The 17,376-nt window shown below is 52.5% G+C and carries 17 protein-coding genes; 12 read left to right on the top strand and 5 right to left on the bottom strand.

The features are described 5' to 3' along the window. Window positions 1-19 precede the first annotated feature (19 nt). Window positions 20-1,282 carry a phosphoribosylamine--glycine ligase gene (purD, locus tag LKE53_07215; GenBank protein ID MCH3972530.1) on the top strand — a complete coding sequence of 421 codons (1,263 nt, stop codon included), beginning with the start codon at window positions 20-22 and terminating at the stop codon, window positions 1,280-1,282. Between the two features lie 69 nt (window positions 1,283-1,351). Here purD and LKE53_07210 read toward each other — a convergent pair whose 3' ends face one another. From LKE53_07210 to pheS, 4 genes are all read right to left on the bottom strand, one after another. Further along, window positions 1,352-1,648, bottom strand: a complete 297-nt coding sequence (locus tag LKE53_07210; GenBank protein MCH3972529.1) for a hypothetical protein — start codon at window positions 1,646-1,648, stop codon at window positions 1,352-1,354. A gap of 33 nt (window positions 1,649-1,681) precedes the next feature. Then, the gene (locus LKE53_07205; GenBank protein ID MCH3972528.1) at window positions 1,682-1,927 is read right to left on the bottom strand and encodes an IreB family regulatory phosphoprotein; all 246 of its coding nucleotides are present in this window, start codon (window positions 1,925-1,927) and stop codon (window positions 1,682-1,684) included. A gap of 132 nt (window positions 1,928-2,059) precedes the next feature. Then, a complete protein-coding gene (pheT, locus tag LKE53_07200; protein MCH3972527.1) occupies window positions 2,060-4,453 on the bottom strand; it encodes a phenylalanine--tRNA ligase subunit beta in 2,394 nt (797 codons plus the stop codon). A gap of 48 nt (window positions 4,454-4,501) precedes the next feature. Next, on the bottom strand, window positions 4,502-5,521 hold the full coding sequence (pheS, locus tag LKE53_07195; protein ID MCH3972526.1) for a phenylalanine--tRNA ligase subunit alpha: 1,020 nt from the start codon (window positions 5,519-5,521) through the stop codon (window positions 4,502-4,504). Between the two features lie 442 nt (window positions 5,522-5,963). On the opposite strand from pheS, the gene LKE53_07190 reads away from it, so the two are divergent. The 4 genes from LKE53_07190 (at window position 5,964) to LKE53_07175 (ending at window position 8,255) form a co-directional block, all read left to right on the top strand. Beyond that, window positions 5,964-6,497, top strand: a complete 534-nt coding sequence (locus tag LKE53_07190) for a hypothetical protein (GenBank protein MCH3972525.1) — start codon at window positions 5,964-5,966, stop codon at window positions 6,495-6,497. After that, on the top strand, window positions 6,494-6,865 hold the full coding sequence (gene acpS / locus LKE53_07185; protein ID MCH3972524.1) for a holo-ACP synthase: 372 nt from the start codon (window positions 6,494-6,496) through the stop codon (window positions 6,863-6,865). The genes LKE53_07190 and acpS overlap by 4 nt, the downstream gene beginning before the upstream one ends. Then, window positions 6,862-7,725 carry an NAD(P)H-hydrate dehydratase gene (locus LKE53_07180; protein MCH3972523.1) on the top strand — a complete coding sequence of 288 codons (864 nt, stop codon included), beginning with the start codon at window positions 6,862-6,864 and terminating at the stop codon, window positions 7,723-7,725. The genes acpS and LKE53_07180 overlap by 4 nt, the downstream gene beginning before the upstream one ends. 116 nt (window positions 7,726-7,841) lie before the next feature. Further along, the gene (locus LKE53_07175) at window positions 7,842-8,255 is read left to right on the top strand and encodes a type II toxin-antitoxin system PemK/MazF family toxin (protein MCH3972522.1); all 414 of its coding nucleotides are present in this window, start codon (window positions 7,842-7,844) and stop codon (window positions 8,253-8,255) included. 230 nt (window positions 8,256-8,485) lie between these two features. On the opposite strand, the gene pyk is transcribed toward LKE53_07175, so the two are convergent. Continuing rightward, window positions 8,486-10,243 carry a pyruvate kinase gene (pyk, locus tag LKE53_07170; protein ID MCH3972521.1) on the bottom strand — a complete coding sequence of 586 codons (1,758 nt, stop codon included), beginning with the start codon at window positions 10,241-10,243 and terminating at the stop codon, window positions 8,486-8,488. Between the two features lie 362 nt (window positions 10,244-10,605). Here pyk and LKE53_07165 point away from each other — a divergent pair, with 362 nt between their 5' ends. From LKE53_07165 to LKE53_07135, 7 genes are all read left to right on the top strand, one after another. Next, window positions 10,606-11,409: a M15 family metallopeptidase gene (locus LKE53_07165; protein MCH3972520.1), complete on the top strand. Its 804-nt coding sequence runs from the start codon at window positions 10,606-10,608 to the stop codon at window positions 11,407-11,409. 150 nt (window positions 11,410-11,559) lie between these two features. Beyond that, entirely contained in the window at window positions 11,560-11,763 is a 204-nt protein-coding gene (gene rpmE / locus LKE53_07160; protein MCH3972519.1) for a 50S ribosomal protein L31, read from the top strand. A 117-nt stretch (window positions 11,764-11,880) separates the two neighbouring features. Beyond that, window positions 11,881-12,522: a YigZ family protein gene (locus LKE53_07155; GenBank protein MCH3972518.1), complete on the top strand. Its 642-nt coding sequence runs from the start codon at window positions 11,881-11,883 to the stop codon at window positions 12,520-12,522. Window positions 12,523-12,657: 135 nt separating this feature from the next. Continuing rightward, the gene (locus LKE53_07150) at window positions 12,658-13,680 is read left to right on the top strand and encodes a deoxyguanosinetriphosphate triphosphohydrolase (protein ID MCH3972517.1); all 1,023 of its coding nucleotides are present in this window, start codon (window positions 12,658-12,660) and stop codon (window positions 13,678-13,680) included. Window positions 13,681-13,707: 27 nt separating this feature from the next. Continuing rightward, complete coding sequence (gene dnaG / locus LKE53_07145) at window positions 13,708-15,465, top strand: DNA primase (GenBank protein MCH3972516.1); 1,758 nt, start codon at window positions 13,708-13,710, stop codon at window positions 15,463-15,465. A gap of 11 nt (window positions 15,466-15,476) precedes the next feature. Continuing rightward, on the top strand, window positions 15,477-16,583 hold the full coding sequence (gene rpoD, locus LKE53_07140) for an RNA polymerase sigma factor RpoD (protein MCH3972515.1): 1,107 nt from the start codon (window positions 15,477-15,479) through the stop codon (window positions 16,581-16,583). A gap of 11 nt (window positions 16,584-16,594) precedes the next feature. After that, complete coding sequence (locus LKE53_07135) at window positions 16,595-17,056, top strand: Rrf2 family transcriptional regulator (GenBank protein ID MCH3972514.1); 462 nt, start codon at window positions 16,595-16,597, stop codon at window positions 17,054-17,056. Window positions 17,057-17,376: the final 320 nt, after the last annotated feature.

Below are 17,376 nucleotides of genomic sequence, written 5' to 3'. Positions count from 1 at the left end.
GCAAAGGAAGAGAAACAACATGAAAATTCTGGTAGTTGGCGGCGGCGGCCGCGAGCATGCGGTGATTCGCAAGCTGAAAGAAAGCCCCCGCGCGGAAAAAATATACTGTGCGCCGGGCAATGGCGGTATTGGCTGCGATGCCGAAAATGTACCGATTGCGGCGATGAATATTGCAGGAATGGTCGATTTTGCCAAAAAGAACGGCATTGGCATGGTATGCGTTACGCCGGACGACCCGCTGGCGGCGGGCATGGCAGATGCGTTTACAGAGGCAGGCATTCCTGCTTTTGGCCCAAGCCGTGCGGCTGCGCAGATTGAGGCTAGCAAGGTATTCAGTAAAAACTTGATGAAGAAGTATGGAATTCCCACAGCGGGCTATGAAGTCTTTGATACGCCGGAAAAAACGCTTGCCTATATCAAGCAGCAGAATCAGTTTCCTGTAGTCATTAAAGCTGATGGTTTGGCTCTGGGCAAAGGAGTCATCATAGCGCAGAACTTTGCAGAGGCTGAGGATGCAGTAAAGACGATTATGGAAGACAAAGTCTTTGGTGCTTCCGGCAACAAAGTGGTTGTTGAGGAGTTTCTGACCGGCCCGGAAGTCAGCGTGCTTGCCTTTACAGACGGCAAAACGCTGAAGCCAATGGTCAGCAGCAAAGACCACAAGCGTGCATTAGATGGCAACAAGGGAAAAAACACTGGCGGCATGGGCACAATCAGCCCGAATCCTTCCTATACGGCCGCTATGGCCGATGAATGTATGAAAACCATCTTCCTGCCGACGCTCAAGGCGATGAATGCAGAAGGACGCCCGTTTAAGGGCTGCCTGTATTTTGGCCTGATGCTGACCCCTCAAGGCCCCAAAGTGATTGAGTACAATTCTCGCTTTGGTGACCCCGAGGCGCAGGTGGTTCTGCCGCGGCTCAAGACCGACTTAGTCGATATTTTTGAAGCAACTATCAACGGTACACTGGACCAAATTGACATTCAGTGGAAAGACGAAGCCTGCGCCTGCGTGATTTTGGCGAGCGGCGGGTATCCGGGCAGCTACGAAAAGGGTCTGGAAATTTCCGGCCTGGACCAAAATGGCCAGGTAGAGGGCGCAACCGTTTACCACGCCGGCACCCTGAAAAAAGACGGAAAATTCTACACCAACGGCGGCCGTGTGCTGGGCGTTACCTGCACGGGTGTTTCGTTAGACGAGGCATTAAACAAAGCCTATGCGGCTGTTGCAAAAATCCATTGGGACGGTGTACAGTACCGTCACGATATCGGCCGGTCATAAAGAAAACACAGCATAATAAAAAGCAGAAGTGGAAAGAAAATCTTTCCACTTCTGCTTTTTTAAAACGCTTTATTTTGCCAGCGCACGCGAAAGCCACGCATCGGCAATATCCATCGCCAGGTACAGACCAGACTTTTCGCTGTTCTTTACAATTTGTTTGCGAGAGCGCACAGCCGGGTCGGTCAGCATCAGCTGAATAGAAACCCTGTCGGCGACCTCCATATCTTTCACTTTTTTTGTGCTTTTAATTTCCAGCCGGCATACATAGCGGTCTTTCATGCTGCCGTAGTACAGCACATTGCCGCTGCGCACCAGCGGCTTGCCCTTATACAGGGGAAACTGCGGTTCTGTCTTCTGTTCGCTCAATAGGAGTCCTCCTTTTCAGGCGGCAAAGCAGGCTCAGGCTTGCAGATAGGATTTTACAAGTACCTGCAGCAGTTCGTCCCGGTCGACCTTGCGGATAAGGCTGCGTGCATTATTATGGGTCGTAATGTACGTTGGGTCCTCTGAGAGGATGTAGCCCACAATCTGACTGATCGGGTTGTAACCCTTTTCCTGTAAAGCCTGATATACCGTTGTCATAATTTTTTTGATATCATCTTCCCGGTTGCCGCCAATCGAAAAGGTCATGGTCTTATCCTGCATGCGATCACCTCCTGATATACGAATATCATACATCAGTCAGTTACAAAATGCAAGGGAACTTTTGTAAAATTTTGGGCAGAGCTTTTTGAAAAGCGGCAGATTTTCACGAAATTTTGGGAAGAAATGCGCATATTACTCCCGCAGCACGGCTCCGGCTGTTTCGAGCTCTTTCATCACTTTGTGCATGGCAGCATTTACCTGCTCGTCGGAAAGGGTTTCATTTTGGCTGCGCAGCACCAAGCTGAAAGCAACGCTCTTTTTTCCGTGCTCAATCTGTTCACCGCGGTAAACATCAAAGATATGAATGCTTTCGAGCAGCTTGCCTGCACCGCGGCGAATTGCTTTTTCCAAGTCGCCGACCGGCAGTTTTGCATCGCAGACCAGAGCAAGGTCACGTGTGACAGCCGGGAATTTTGGCAGCGGGTGATAAGTGCGGTTGGTTTCGGCGTGTTTCTGCAGGATACCGATGTCCAGTGTAAAAGTATAGACGCGCGTGCCGATACCGTAATTTTCGGTGACGGTCGGGTGCACCTCACCAATAACACCCAGGCTGTCTTCTCCGGCGGTCAGGCGGGCACAGCGGCCGGGGTGGTAGCTGTAGGCATCTTTGCAGGCGGTAATGTCCCAGTCGGAAACGCCAAGCTTCTGCAGCAGGACTTCCAGCATTCCCTTTGCTGTATAGAAATCAAAATCTTCGCCGTACATACCGCAAATCAGCTGCGGGCGTTCTTCCGGCAGGGTGTCCGGGCCGGTGGGCAGGTAGATGTTGGCGAGTTCATACAGGCAGGCCTGCGGGTTGCGATTGTTGTAGTTGCGGGAAAGGACCAGCAGCATACTGGGCAGCGCAACGGTGCGCATAATGCTGGTATCTTCGCCAAGTGGGTTGCGGATTGTAACAGAATTGCGCAGCGGGCTATCCTTTGGCATCTTGATTTTATCGTATTCCTTAGGAGAAATAAAGGAATACGTCATAATTTCATCTGCGCCGAGCGAGAGCATCGTGCGGCCAAGGGTGCGGGTAAAGTGCTGCTTTGCGGTTAGAACGCCTTCAGCACCGCCGGGCAGCTTTTTGCTCTGAATTTTGTTGTAGCCATAGAAGCGGGCAATTTCTTCTGCAATATCCGCTTTGTGTACAAGGTCCGGGCGGAAAGTGGGCACCAGAATATCGTCACCGTCAAATTCGCATTCCAGTTTTTTCAGGATTGTTTTCATTTCTTCAGCAGAAATATCGGTATGAAGGAAACGGTTGGTCCACTCTGGCTCAAAGCGGATACGGTGCTTTTCTTTGCTGGAATGGTCGTCTGCAATAATACCGTCCATCACGTCGCCGGCGTCCAGCATTTCCACCAATTCGCAGGCGCGGTTAATAGCCGGAATGCAGTTGTTGGGGTCGAGGCCTTTTTCAAAGCGGCCGCTGGCTTCGGTGCGCATACCCTGGTCGCGCGCAGTGGTGCGTACACTGGCCCCACTGAAACAGGCGGACTCAAAGACGATTGTTGTAGTACTGTCTGTAATTTCGCTGTTTTCGCCGCCCATTACACCGGCAATCGCCACCGGCTTTTGGCTGTCAGCAATGACCAGCTGCTTTTCTGTCAGGGGGTGCACAGTACCGTCCAGAGTTGTAATGCTTTCGCCGGGTTTTGCGCGGCGGATGCGAATGGTATGGTCAGCGACGCTGTTCAGGTCAAAAGCGTGCATCGGCTGGCCGTATTCCAGCATGACATAGTTTGTAATATCGACAATGTTGTTGATAGGCCGCACACCCATGGCACGCAGGCGCTCACGCATCCACAGCGGAGAGGGCTTTACACGCACATTCTTTACTACACGGTTTGTATAAATGGAACAGAGGTCCGGCGCCTCAATCTTTACGTCCAGCAGACCGGTGCAGTCGCCTGCGCCGCCCTTTACGACAGGTGTGTGCAGCTTCAGCGGCAGGTCAAAAGTAGCCGCTGCTTCACGCGCGAGGCCGATAATGGAGAAGCAGTCCGGCCGGTTAGAGGTGATTTCAAATGCGACCGTTGTGTCGTTGTACCCCAGTGCTTCACGGATGTCCATGCCGAGCTGTAGCTTGCAGCCGTCCGCTTCGGTAAGCACCATGATGCCGTCTTCAATCGTCGAGGGGAAGTCATGTGTTGTTAAGCCAAGTTCGGTAATGCCGCAGAGCATGCCGTTGCTTGCCACACCGCGCAGCTTGCCGCGCTTGATTTTTTTGCCGCCGGGCAGCACGCTGCCGTGCAAGGCTACCGGCACGTAGTCGCCGACTTTTAGGTTTTGGGCGCCGGTAACAATCTGCAGCGGCTCTTCCTTTTCATTTACGGTTGTTTTGGTGATCCACAGGTGGTCGCTGTCGGGGTGGCGCTCCAGTGACAGTACCTTGCCGACAACCACCTTTGAGATTTCTTCGCCCTCTGTGCCCCAGCTTTCCACTTTGCTGCCGCTGAGCGTAATGGATTCTGTAAACTGACGCAAAGGCATTTTAGGCAGGTCGACAAATTCTTTAAGCCAACGCATTGAAAGATTCATTGTTTGTTATCTCCCACACTTTCCGGTAAATTCCGTATCTCTGCCGCTTCAGAATTGCTCTAGGAAGCGGATATCGTTTTCATAGAAAAGGCGCATGTCGTCAATGTTGTATTTGCGCATAGCAATGCGCTCCAAGCCGATGCCAAAAGCAAAGCCGGAGTATTCCTCGGGGTCAATGCCGCAGTTTGAAAGCACTTTCGGGTGCACCATGCCGCAGCCGAGAATTTCGATCCAGCCCTCGCCTTTGCACAGGCGGCAGCCTTCGCCGTGGCAGTGGAAGCACTGTACGTCGACTTCGGCGCTTGGTTCTGTAAAGGGGAAGTGGTGCGGGCGGAAACGCACAACACTGTCTTCACCGTAAAGACGCTTGATAAAGGTTTCTAGTGTACCTTTCAGGTCGGCAAATGTAATACCCTTGTCGACAACCAGACCCTCTACTTGATGGAACAGCGGGGAGTGGGTGGCATCTACCGCGTCGCTGCGGTACACGCGGCCCGGTGCAATAATGCGGATAGGGGGCTTCTGCTTTTCCATTGTGCGCACCTGTACGGGGCTTGTCTGGGTGCGCAGCAGAATATTGTCGTTGATATAGAAAGTATCCTGGTCGTCACGGGCCGGATGGTTTTTAGGAATATTCAGTGCTTCAAAGTTGTAGTAGTCGTACTCGACTTCTGGACCCTCTGCAATACTGAAGCCCATACCGAGGAAGATTTCCTCCAAGTCCTCCAGCGTCAGCGAAATCGGGTGCTTTGCGCCGAGCCGGCGGCATTTGCCGGGCATAGTTACATCGAGAGACTCTGCCTGCAGGCGGTGCTGCAGCTCCAGATCTTTAAGCTCACTGCGGCGGTCGGCGACGGCACCCTCAATTTTGGCGCGCACTTCGTTTGCCAGTTTGCCGATAACCGGGCGCTCTTCTGCAGAAAGACTACCCATTTTCTTTAAAATCGAGGTCAGAGATCCTTTTTTGCCGAGATAGCGTACACGCAGCTCATCGAGCAGCTTTTGGCTGTCGGCACTGTGCAGTTCCTGCAGCGCTTTGCTGCCGATTGCCTGCAGTTCTTCTTTGATCATGGAAGGTCCTCATCCTTTCTTTTGAAATCAAAAAAGCCTTCGCCCCACAAAGGGGCGAAGGCTTTGACTTCGCGGTACCACCCTAAAATTATACTTTTGTGGCCGATAACGGGGCCAAAAACCGTTCACGCCTAATTTTGCGGAAAAGCCGCAGGTTCAGCGGGGACGCTCAAAAGGGAACTTCACGGTACACGCGCAGGCAGGCATGTTTTCAGCCAATGGCATACCCTCTCTGATCCTGCGGCTTTGGTCCGCTACTTCCTTTTTCACAGCGTTTTATCATGGATATCTGCGTTATTATAACATGCGTTCCTGTAAAATGCAACCGCAGCCCGGGCAAAAAAATGCGAGAAAGCGCCCAAATGGTTTGTAATTCCCTGCGGCCTATGCTAGAATATGCAAAAGAAGCAAAGACTACTGTATGACCGGAGGAGTAAGGATGGATATTTTTTGCGAACAGATTATTAAGCGAAAGTTTGGCGGTAAAGAAGCGGGCATTATGCTGCTTACCCTGGTTGGTGCCATTGCCATTTTGATGCTGACCATGATGGTTTCCGTACTCATGTACTTCCTTGTCTTTATCATTGCCGGCGTGCTGGTTGGCATGTACTATATCATTACGAATTTTGACTGGGAATTTGAGTACAGTGTGACAAACGGCGACTTTACCTGTGACAAGATTATCCACCGCCGCAAGCGCAAATCTATTTTTTCGATTGACTTGCATGATACAGAAGAAATCGGAAAATACAGCCCTGAAAAATTCGAGGGCAAGCAGTTTGACTATACCTTTCAGGTCGGCAAAACTGCAAAGGGCACTGACGGCGAGTGGTACTTGACCGGCCGCTATGACCGCTATGGGAAAATCTTGATTGTCTTCAGCCCCAGCAACCGGGTTCTGCAGGCAATTAAGCTCAACTTAAAGCGCACAGTAGACACCTCTGCTCTGCCGGCGCCGGAGAAAGAAAAATGATGACCGTGGGGCTTGACCTCTGTGAAATCGAGCGCATTCGGCGCTCTATGCAGAACCCGCACTTTTGCAGCCGCGTTTTGGGAAAACAGGAGTTTGCCCAGCTGCAAAAGCGCGGGTTTCCTGCACAAAGCGTAGCTGCCTCTTTTTGTGCAAAAGAAGCTTTTGGTAAAGCAATGGGCACGGGCCTGCGCGGCTTTTCCCTGTGCGAGGTGGAACTGCTGCGTGCAAAAACCGGTGCACCGCGGCTCTGCCTCAGCGGAAAGGCGGCAGAACTTGCCGCCGGGTGGCAGTTTCAGGTCAGTGTAACCCATACAGCCGCTGCAGCCGCTGCAGTTGTGCTCGGAGAACGAAAGGAATCGAGAGAATGAACAGTATTTCCGCCGCATTGGCGGCTTCTGCGGTCAAAAAGCGCCCCAAAGACAGCAATAAAGGTACATTTGGCCGGCTGCTGTGCATCTGTGGCAGCTATGGCATGGCGGGGGCGGCTATGCTGTGTACCGGCGCCGCGCTGCGCTGCGGGGCCGGTTTGGTTGACGCGGCTGTGCCTGCATCCATTTACCCAATTGTCGCTGCACGTCTGCCAGAGGCAGTCTATACTGTTTACCAAGACGATTTTTCGCCTGTATTTTCTTCTCTAAAAAAGGCTTCAGCCTGTGTGATGGGCTGCGGCCTTTCCACAAAATACCCGCAGCGGGTGGAAAACGTTCTGCAAAACTGCCGGGTGCCGCTGGTACTGGATGCCGATGCGCTCAACTGCATTGCAAAAGACATTTCTGTACTGGATACCGCGCAGGCACCGCTTGTTTTAACGCCTCACCCGGGTGAAATGGCGCGGCTGCTGGGCTGCTCCGTCCTGCAGGTGCAGGCGGATCGTGCGGGCGCGGCGGCATCTTTTTCAAAAAAGCACCATGTCATTTTGGTGCTGAAAGGCGCTGGGACCCTGGTTGCCGCGCCGGATGGACGCATTTTGCAAAACACGACTGGAAATCCGGGTATGGCCCGCGGCGGCAGCGGCGACCTGTTGGCTGGTATGATCGGTTCCTTTTTGGCACAGGGAGTCGAGCCGTACACAGCCGCTGCGGCTTCTGTCTACCTGCATGGCCTTGCCGGCGACCGCTGTGCGGCTGCTTTATCACAGCAGGCCATGCTGCCGCAGGATCTGCTGCATCAGCTGCCGCAGATTTTTTTGGAAATTGAGCGCGGCCAATCTGTCTTTTCAGAAACGTAAAATCGCGTTTCTGCATACAATATTTTCAGCAGGGCAAAAGAGAAGCATTCAATGTATAGAACTTTCCACTTTTGCCAATGCTATCTGCAGAAAATAAAATGCGGAGCGTGAGAATCATGCAGGTCAGACGTGGAGATATTTTTTATGCAGACTTAAGCCCAGTCGTCGGCTCGGAACAGGGCGGTGTGCGGCCGGTGCTCATCATTCAAAACGATATTGGAAACCGCTTTAGCCCAACGGTTATTGCAGCGGCCATTACCAGCCAGCGTGGGAAAACAGAGCTGCCTACACACATTCATCTGCAGGCAGCTACGACAGGTCTTTCGCGAGACAGCATTGTCCTGCTTGAGCAGGTGCGCACACTGGATAAACACCGGCTGCGTGAATACATGGGCCGCCTGGGGGAAGCAGGCATGGCCGCAGTCGACCGTGCCCTTTCTGTCAGTTTTGGCCTTGTTTCTCAGCCAAGACACCCTGTTTCTACCATTCCCGCTGCTGCAGCGCAGGTTTCTCACGGTGCTGCTACATAAAACAGCGCCGAATAAAACAGAGCAGCTGCCGCAAAAGGTTTCCTGCAGTTTGCAATACTGAAAAACGGAATACGCGGAATTTCAAAGCGGCCGCATGGCGGCTCTTTGTACAAAGAGCAGAATATAAAACTTTTCATGTAAATAAAGACGGGCAGCACACCTGCACTTTTGCAGATTTGCTGCCCGTCTTTCTATGGTAAACAGAAAATGTTTGGTAAAAATGATTTTACTCAGGCATTTTCATTTACAGCGACACCGGCATAGACGATTCCGCGGTCGGAGTCAAGCGTAATCGTCACACCGCTGCGCAGAATTTTGGTTGCGTTGCTGGCACCCACGATGACCGGCTTGTTGAGTGACAGGCCGACAATGGCGGCGTGAGAGTTCAGACCTTTTTCCTCTGTGATAATGCCAGAGGCTTTGCGCATATACTGCATCATGGAGTTGTCCGTGTTGGGGATGACAATGATGTCATTGGGCTGAAAGTGAAGCCGAAGATCCTGTGCGTCTTTGCAGACGCACAGGTTGCTGCACACACTGCCCAGGGAAATGCCGTCGCCGGTCACCAGCACATCGCCAACCAGCTGTACTTTCAGCAGGTTGGTTGTGCCCGAAACACCCAGCGGCACGCCGGCGGTAATAACAGTCAGGTCACCGTTTTTCACCAAGCCGTGGTCACGTGCAACATTGACAACATGCTCGAAAAGTTCATCGGTGTTGTCCTTTTCCTCTACCATCAGCGGAATAACGCCCCAGGAAAGGTTCATTTGGTACCAGACCTTACGGCTGGTGGTGCCGCTGATAATGGGGCAGGCGGGGCGGTATTTGGAAATGGTGCGGGCTGTATGGCCGGATTTGGTTACGGTCATAATTGCTACTGCACCAAGGTCGTGCGCGGTGGTGCAGGTCGCGTGGGAAATAGCAGAAGTTACGTCCTCTTTTTCGGTCCATTCGGTATTGCGGAAGCGGCTGATATAGTCGATGTTCTCTTCCGTGTGTTCGGCAATGCGCGCCATAGTGCGCACAGCCTCTACCGGGTATTTGCCCGCGGCAGTTTCGCCGGAAAGCATGATGGCGCTGGTGCCGTCAAATACAGCGTTGGCTACATCAGTGGTTTCGGCACGGGTCGGGCGCGGATGCTGAATCATAGAGTCGAGCATCTGGGTAGCAGTTACGGCAACTTTGCCGGCAGCGTGCACTTTCTTGATAATCTTTTTCTGCAGTACCGGAACTTCTTCCATTGGTACTTCGACACCAAGATCGCCGCGGGCAACCATGACACCGTCAGAAACACGGATGATTTCATCAATGTTCTGTACGCCGCCGGTGCTCTCGATTTTGCTGATGATCTGCATGTCGTGGTTGCCGTTTTTCTCCAGCTCACTGCGCAGGTCCAGGATATCCTCTGCAGAGCGGGTAAAGGAAGCCGCAATGCTATCGAAATCCTGCTCAACACCAAAGGCAATATCAGACTTGTCCTGCTCGCTTAAAAACGGCAGGGAGAGGTTGCTGCCCGGAATATTGATGCCTTTGTGCTTGGTGATAGGGCCGCCGTTCATAACCGTACAGAAAATATCAGTGGCATTTGTTTTTTCTACGCGCAGCTCAATTAAGCCGTCGTCGATTAAAATTCGGGTACCGTGAGATACTTCTTTTGGCAGATTGTTAAAAGTAACGGCGCACATTTTGTCATCGCCCATTACGTCGCGGGTGGTCAGCGTATACGCCTGGCCGTCGGTTAAAATAGCCGGCTTTTCAAATTCACGGGTGCGGATTTCAGGGCCTTTGGTGTCCAGCAGCAGCGCTACCGGCAGGTCCAGCTCTTCACGCAGCTTCTTTACAGCGTTAATACGCACCAGCTGTTCTTCATGGGTTCCGTGGGAAAAGTTGATGCGCGCGACATCCATGCCGGCAAGCATCAGCTGACGCAGTACCCCTTCGTCGTCTGTGGCGGGTCCAAGTGTACAGATAATCTTTGTTTTACGCATAAAATAGTGACCTCGATTCTAAACAGCATTCTTTTACAGCTACAGCATTGATATACATTTGGGTAGTCAAAATGCGAAATACCGGCCTGCTTCAGCATAAGAACAGCCGGTTTCTAATACCTTTCGCAATTTTGCCCACGCTAATATTACAGCATTTACAAAAAGAATGCAATGTTCCGAATGCAGAATTAAGAAAAACAAATGTGCCGAAAGCTGCTCGTAAAAGAACTTGCATTGCACAATATGCAGGCTTACAATAAAAAAGCAAATAAAGAAACGTATTTTGCAGAAGAAAGAGAATTATAGACAGAATTTTACACGAAAAATGCAAGCCGCGGTCTGCCGCGGCAAAGGAGAAAAATATGCGTAAACATCGCCAGGAACCGATTCTTGCGGAGGGCAGCAACCGCGACAGTGCAGCCGATGTGCGGCGGCTGCACCGCTGGATGATTGCTGTGCTTGCGGCAATTCTTATTTTGGCGGTACTGCTTGGTGTGCTGCTGTGGCGGGCCTATCAGCCGGGAAATGCCTCAAAGACAGGCTCGTCTGCTTCAGGCGCAGCTGCCTCTGTACAGAGCGCAGAGGTGCTTTCCGAGCCGGACAACAGCTGGGCGCTTACTGTCGTTTCACAGGACCAGAAAGCGGACAACAGTCTGTCCCCGCAGCTGGTTACTTACGAAAACATACAGGTAGATAGCCGTATCCTGCCTGCCTTAAAGCAGATGCTTGCAGGCGCGAAAGCTGCCGGCTATACTTTGACTTTGAGCAAAGGCTATGTAGATGCCAAAACACAGGAGAACCTTTATCAGCAGGAAATTACCGATTTAATGCAGAAGCAGAACAAAACCCGTGCTGTGGCGGAAAGCGACGCCGCGGCACTCGTACCGCCCGGCGGCTGCAGCGAAAACCAGACCGGTCTGGCGGTCACGTTTCCCTCGGACCAAACGTTTCTGGATTCGGATGCCTACCACTGGCTGCTCAATCACTGTGTGGATTACGGCTTTGTGCGCCGCTATACCGATGCAAAAGAAGGCTGCACCGGCTTAAAGGATGACCCCAGCCACTTTCGCTATGTCGGCCCGCACAATGCCCAAACTATGCGGCGCCTGAGCCTGTGCCTGGAGGAATACGTTACCTATCTCGACCGGCAGAATTCCACCGGCTGATATCTGTAAAGCTTTTTCCCTGTGCAGTTGCTGAAAAAGCTTGCAATTTGTGTGCGGTTGTGATAAAATGTAAATGTTTAGAGCCTAATTGCGCCTTTTTTGCGCGCAGGGCCGTTATGCTGCAGCTTTTGCTGAAAGAGGTGACAACTCATGAAGAAAGGTATCCATCCCGAATATAAGGATACAACCATCACATGTGCCTGTGGCAATGTGATCAAGACTCGTTCTACCAAAGAGAACATCCGCGTTGAAATTTGCTCAAAGTGCCATCCGTTCTTCACCGGAAAACAAAAACTGGTGGATAGCAGCGGCCGTGTCGATATGTTCAAAAAGCGTTACGGCATGACAAAGTGATTCGCTTTTCTCTGGAATGCAAAGACTGCTGCATAGCAGAGTCCCAAAAGGGCTTTGCTCTGCGGCGGCCTTTTTTCTTTCTGGCAAAGCAGCGAAAAACGAAAGGGGGAAGCACCTGTGGAACCGTACCTGACACTTTCTGTGCAGGGAACCGACGAATTTACGGAAAAGAAATCCCGCTTTCTCGGCTGTGCGGCGCCGGTGTGTTCTAAGCAAGAGGCGCTGGGCTTTTTTGCGGCACAAAAAAAGAAATACTGGGATGCAAAACACAATGTGCCCGCTTTTGTCCTGCGCAGCGGGGAGCAGCACTGCTCAGACGCAGGAGAACCGCAGGGCACAGCGGGTGTGCCCGTCTTAAATGTTCTGCTGAAAAGCGGCGTAACCGATGCGGCCGTGGTGGTTACACGCTACTTTGGCGGTGTACTGCTGGGCACAGGCGGCTTGGTGCGTGCCTATTCGCATGCGGCTTCGCTGGCCCTTTCTGCTGCCGGACTGCTGCAAATGAAGCCCTGCCTGCTGTTAAAGCTTTTCTGTACTTACAGTCAGTACGGAAAGGTGGCGGCATTGCTGCCGGCACACGGGGCAGTCATCGACAGCACCGGCTTTACCGACCAGGTGCAGGTGTCGTTTCATCTGGAAGCGGCAGCACTGCCTGCCCTGACCGCTGAGCTGGCAGATGCTACAGGCGGCAGCGTGCTGCCGCAGACGCTTGGTGAAACCTATTTTCCAGTACAGATTCATACAAAACTGAAAGATTGACAGGGCGCCGGCGCTTTTTCTGAAAAAAAGCGGGCCCTTTTGCGTAATTTTGCAGGGATAGCCGCTTTTTTTGCGTATACTTCTATGTACATATTTTTTACTACCACAGAAAATCTGGAAGGGGGAGCTGCCGTTTTGAATATTCGCGAACGAACGGAAGAAATAGAGCAGATGACGCTTTCCAGCTTGGCAACCCATGCCTGCGACACAGCCGGGCGGCAGTTTCCAGAGGAAGAGGATGACCTGCGCACCGCTTTTCAGCGTGACCGCGACCGTATTATTCACTGCAAGGCTTTTCGCAGGCTCAAGCGAAAAACACAGGTATTCCTTTCACCGGAGGGCGACCATTACCGTACACGTCTGACCCATACACTGGAAGTTGCCCAAATTGCACGCACGATTGCGCGCTGCCTGCGCCTGAACGAAGACCTGACCGAGGCTGTTTCTTTGGGCCACGACTTGGGACATACGCCCTTTGGTCATGCGGGCGAGCGGGCGCTGAACAATATCTGTGAGGTCTACCCTCTGGAAGATGGCAGCACTTCATTTCATCACTATGAGCAGAGCGTGCGTATTGTCGAGCGGCTTGAGCGTGATGGCCGTGGGTTGAACTTGACGGAAGAAGTGCGCAACGGCATTCTCTGCCATACACGGGGGGCACAGGCAAATACGCCGGAGGGACGCATTGTGCGCATAGCGGATCACATTGCATTTATCAATCACGATATTGATGACTCTGAGCGGGCGGGTATTTTGTCTGAAAGTGACCTGCCGGCAGAGATTACCGCTGTGCTGGGGCACTCAAAAAGTCAGCGCATTGACTGCCTAGTGCGGTCGGTTGTGCGCTGCAGCGCCGATGGCTGGATGCGTATGGACCCGCAGGTGCAGGAGGCATTTGCCGCACTGCACACTTTTATGTATCAGTCGGTTTACGTCAACCCCTGTGCCAAAAGCGAAGAGCAGAAAGTACCGCTGATTGTCGAAAAGCTTTACAACTATGCACTGATGCCAGAACATCTGCCGGAGCACATGCGGAAAATTGCCGTGAAGGAGGGGCGCCGCCGCGCTGCGGTCGATTATATTGCCGGCATGACAGACCCCTATGCGGTCGAACTGTTCCAGGAAGTTTATGTGCCGCACGCCTGGCGGCATATGTAGGCCTTTTGCGGGAAAGGAGGGAGTCTGTTGCCGCTGCCGCAGGAATTTGTAGAAGAATTGAAAGCACGCAGCAGTATCGAAGATGTTGTTTCCAGCTATGTCAGTTTGAAGCGCCGCGGGCGCACTTTGGTGGGCCTGTGCCCATTTCACAGTGAAAAAACGCCTTCCTTTACGGTCTACCCCGACAACGGCTCTTTTTACTGCTTTGGCTGCGGGGCCGGTGGGGACATCATAACTTTTGTAGAAAGAATTGATAATCTGGATTATATGGAAGCGGTGCGTTCTTTAGCGCAGCGCGCCGGCATGACTGTACCGGAAAGCGATGAGGACCGCGGCTTAGCAAAGCTGCGCATGCGCCTGTATGCCCTGAATCGAGAAGCAGCCCGCTTTTACCACCACGTATTGCTTTCCCCACAGGGGGCCACGGGGTTGTCTTACTTTACCGACCGTGGGCTGACTCCAAAGACTATCACACACTTTGGCCTTGGCTTTGCGCCGCCGTCGCGCTTTGCACTGGTGGATTTTCTGCGCAGTAAAGGTTACAGCGAGCAGGAGATGATTCAGGCAAACGTTGCCTTTTCCAGCCGGAACGGCCATGCAGTAGACCGCTTTCATGACCGTGTCATGTTTCCGATTATTGACCTGCGTGGCAATGTTGTCGCCTTTGGTGGCCGTGTCCTTGGAAAAGGGGAGCCTAAATATCTGAATACCAGCGATACGCCGATTTTCAGCAAGGGCAGGAATTTGTTTGCCTTAAACTTTGCAAAAGATGCCGCGGCAGACTGCCTGATTTTGTGTGAAGGCTATATGGATGTGATTGCGTTGCACCAGGCCGGATTTCAAAACGCGGTCGCGGGACTTGGCACAGCCCTTACCCCTGAGCAGGCGCGCCTGATTGCACATTATACAAAAGATGTGGTTGCTTCTTACGATGCGGACGCCGCCGGGCAGAAAGCCGCTTCTCGCAGCATTCCGCTTCTGCGGCAGGCAGGGCTTGCCGTACGCATTCTGGTGGTGCCGGACGGCAAAGACCCGGATGAGTTTATCCGCTCACATGGCGAAAACGGACATGCCAGATTTCAGCAGCTTTTAGACAGCTGCGGCAATGACGTGGAGTACCGCCTGGCGAAAGTAAAGCGCGAAGTGAATCCCCAGACGCCAGAAGGAAAGGTGCGCTACTTGAATGCTGCGGCAGAGGTGCTTGCAGAATTGGACAGCGACATAGAGCGCGAAGTGTACGCTGGGCGCCTTGCGGAGGAAACCGGCATACAGCGGCTTTCTTTACTGCAGCAGATAAAATCCATCCGCGAAAGGAAACGGCACTACCGGCAGAAAAAAGAGTTTCGTGCGTTCCGCCGGCAGACAGCCGGCACACAGGATAAGCTCAACCCGGAAAAGAGCCAGAACCTGCGCGCAGCGCGCGCGGAAGAGGCGCTTTTGGGTGCAATGCTGGATTATCCCGAGAATACAGCCTATATTGCGGCAAAATTGCCGCCGGAAAAGTTAATTACGGCGTTTAATCGCCGTGTATATACCATAATCATGGGCAAAATGAAAGATGGCAAGGCAGTAGGCCTTACGGACCTGGCAGACAGCCTTTCTCAGGACGAGATGGGGGTGGTGGCCGGGTACTGTGCCAGACATGACGGTATTCCCGCCGGCAGGCAGGAAGTGGATTCTTATATCCGTGTCATTCTGGAGGAAAATGATAAGCAGAACGTGCGCAGCGACAGTGAGAGCGACATCAGCCGCTATCTTGAGAAACTGCGTGCGGAGAAAAAATAGGAGGTCGTTCTATGGCAGCAGCTACACCGGACAAAAAGACAGTTCTGCATGACTTAGTCGAGCAGGGCAAGGCAAAGGGCTCCCTTTCTACCAAAGATATTCTTGACGCAATCGGGGAGCTGGACATTGAGCCGGAGCAGATCGAAAAGTTTTATGATGTGCTGGAAGAGCAGGGTGTCGAGATTATAGATGACCTGAGCAACGGCGACTCTGTAAAAGAACTGCAGCTGAACAACAATAAAGAGGACAGCGACGAGGGACTTGACGCCGGTGTCAATACCGACGGCGTCGCCATTGATGACCCGGTAAAGGTTTACCTGAAAGAAATTGGCCGGGTGCCGCTGCTGTCCCCTGAGGAAGAAATCGACCTCGCCGTGCGAATCAAAGAGGGAGACGAAGAGGCAAAGAAGCGCTTGGCAGAGGCCAACCTGCGCTTGGTTGTCAGCATTGCAAAGCGCTACCTGGGCCGCGGCATGCAGTTCCTGGATCTGATTCAGGAGGGCAACCTGGGCCTTATCAAGGCTGTGGAAAAATTCGATTATACCAAAGGATTTAAATTCTCCACTTATGCAACCTGGTGGATTCGCCAGGCCATTACCCGTGCTATTGCTGACCAGGCGCGGACAATCCGCATTCCGGTGCATATGGTGGAAACCATCAATAAAGTCAAGAAAGTTTCCAGCCAGCTGCTGCATACCAATGGGCACGAGCCTTCTGCAGATGAGATCGGTGCCGAGCTGAGTATGCCGGTGGAAAAAGTGCGAGAGATTCTGCGCGTTGCACAGGAGCCGGTTTCTTTGGAAACGCCAATCGGTGAAGAAGAGGACAGCCACCTGGGCGACTTCATTCCGGATGATGACGCGCCTGCTCCGCAGGATGCCGCTTCGCATACGCTGCTCAAAGAGCAGCTCAATGAGGTCCTGGATACCCTGACCCCCCGTGAGGAAAAAGTGCTGCGCCTGCGCTTTGGGCTGGAGGACGGCCGCTCCCGTACACTGGAGGAAGTGGGCAAAGAGTTTAACGTTACCCGCGAACGTATCCGCCAGATCGAAGCAAAGGCTCTGCGTAAACTGCGCCACCCAAGCCGCAGCAAAAAGCTGAAAGATTTTCTGGATTAAGGGGCGCATAAATGGTTATCACACTGGAAACGGACTATGCCGTGCGCATTATGGAGGTGCTGGCGGGTACTGACAGCCGCGTAGAAGCGCGCACCATAGCGGAAAAAACAATGGTTACGCAGCGCTTTACACTGAAAATTTTGCGAAAACTAGTGGCCGCAGGACTGGTAGTTTCTTTTAAAGGCGCACACGGCGGCTATGCACTGGCAAAGTCTCCGCAGCAGATTACCCTGCTTGAGGTTATCGAGGCAGTGGAGGGGCCGTATATGTTCAGCCGCTGCCAGCAGGAGGCATACAGCTGTGACCACAGCGGCACCAGCAGCTGCCGCTTTCACGAAATCTACAATGAAGTGACCGTGCTGGTGCGTGATAAGCTGCGCTCTTATACATTTGCAGATGTGCTTGCGCCGCGCAAATGCCCGGCCCACACCTCTGCACAGGGAAAACTGCAGCCCTCAGATTCAGGTAAATAAAACATAAAAAATACCGCGTTCAGCAGCGACTTCCTGCCGGATGCGGTATTTTTATTGTAAAGTATAAAGGAAAAAACAGCCCCAAAGGGTAAAATTACCCTAAAAAAGAAAAAGGCCAAGGCAAACCGGAAGAACAGCCTTGACAAACCGCCGAAAATGGAATACAATATTAAACTGCATCATCATAGAGACGTACGCCCTTTTTCTTATTCCCTATCATAGCACAGCAAAGCAAAAAAGGCAAGGGGCGCTTGCAGATATGGTGGCTTAAGAACGTATGCGGACAGGCGGCTCTTAAATTAAGGATTGGAGTGATTGAG

The sequence above is a fragment of the Oscillospiraceae bacterium genome (genome assembly GCA_022483045.1).
GTDB lineage: Bacteria > Bacillota > Clostridia > Oscillospirales > Acutalibacteraceae > Caproicibacterium.
Note: the sequence above shows the minus strand (reverse complement) of the source record. Positions and strands in the feature narration are given on the sequence as shown.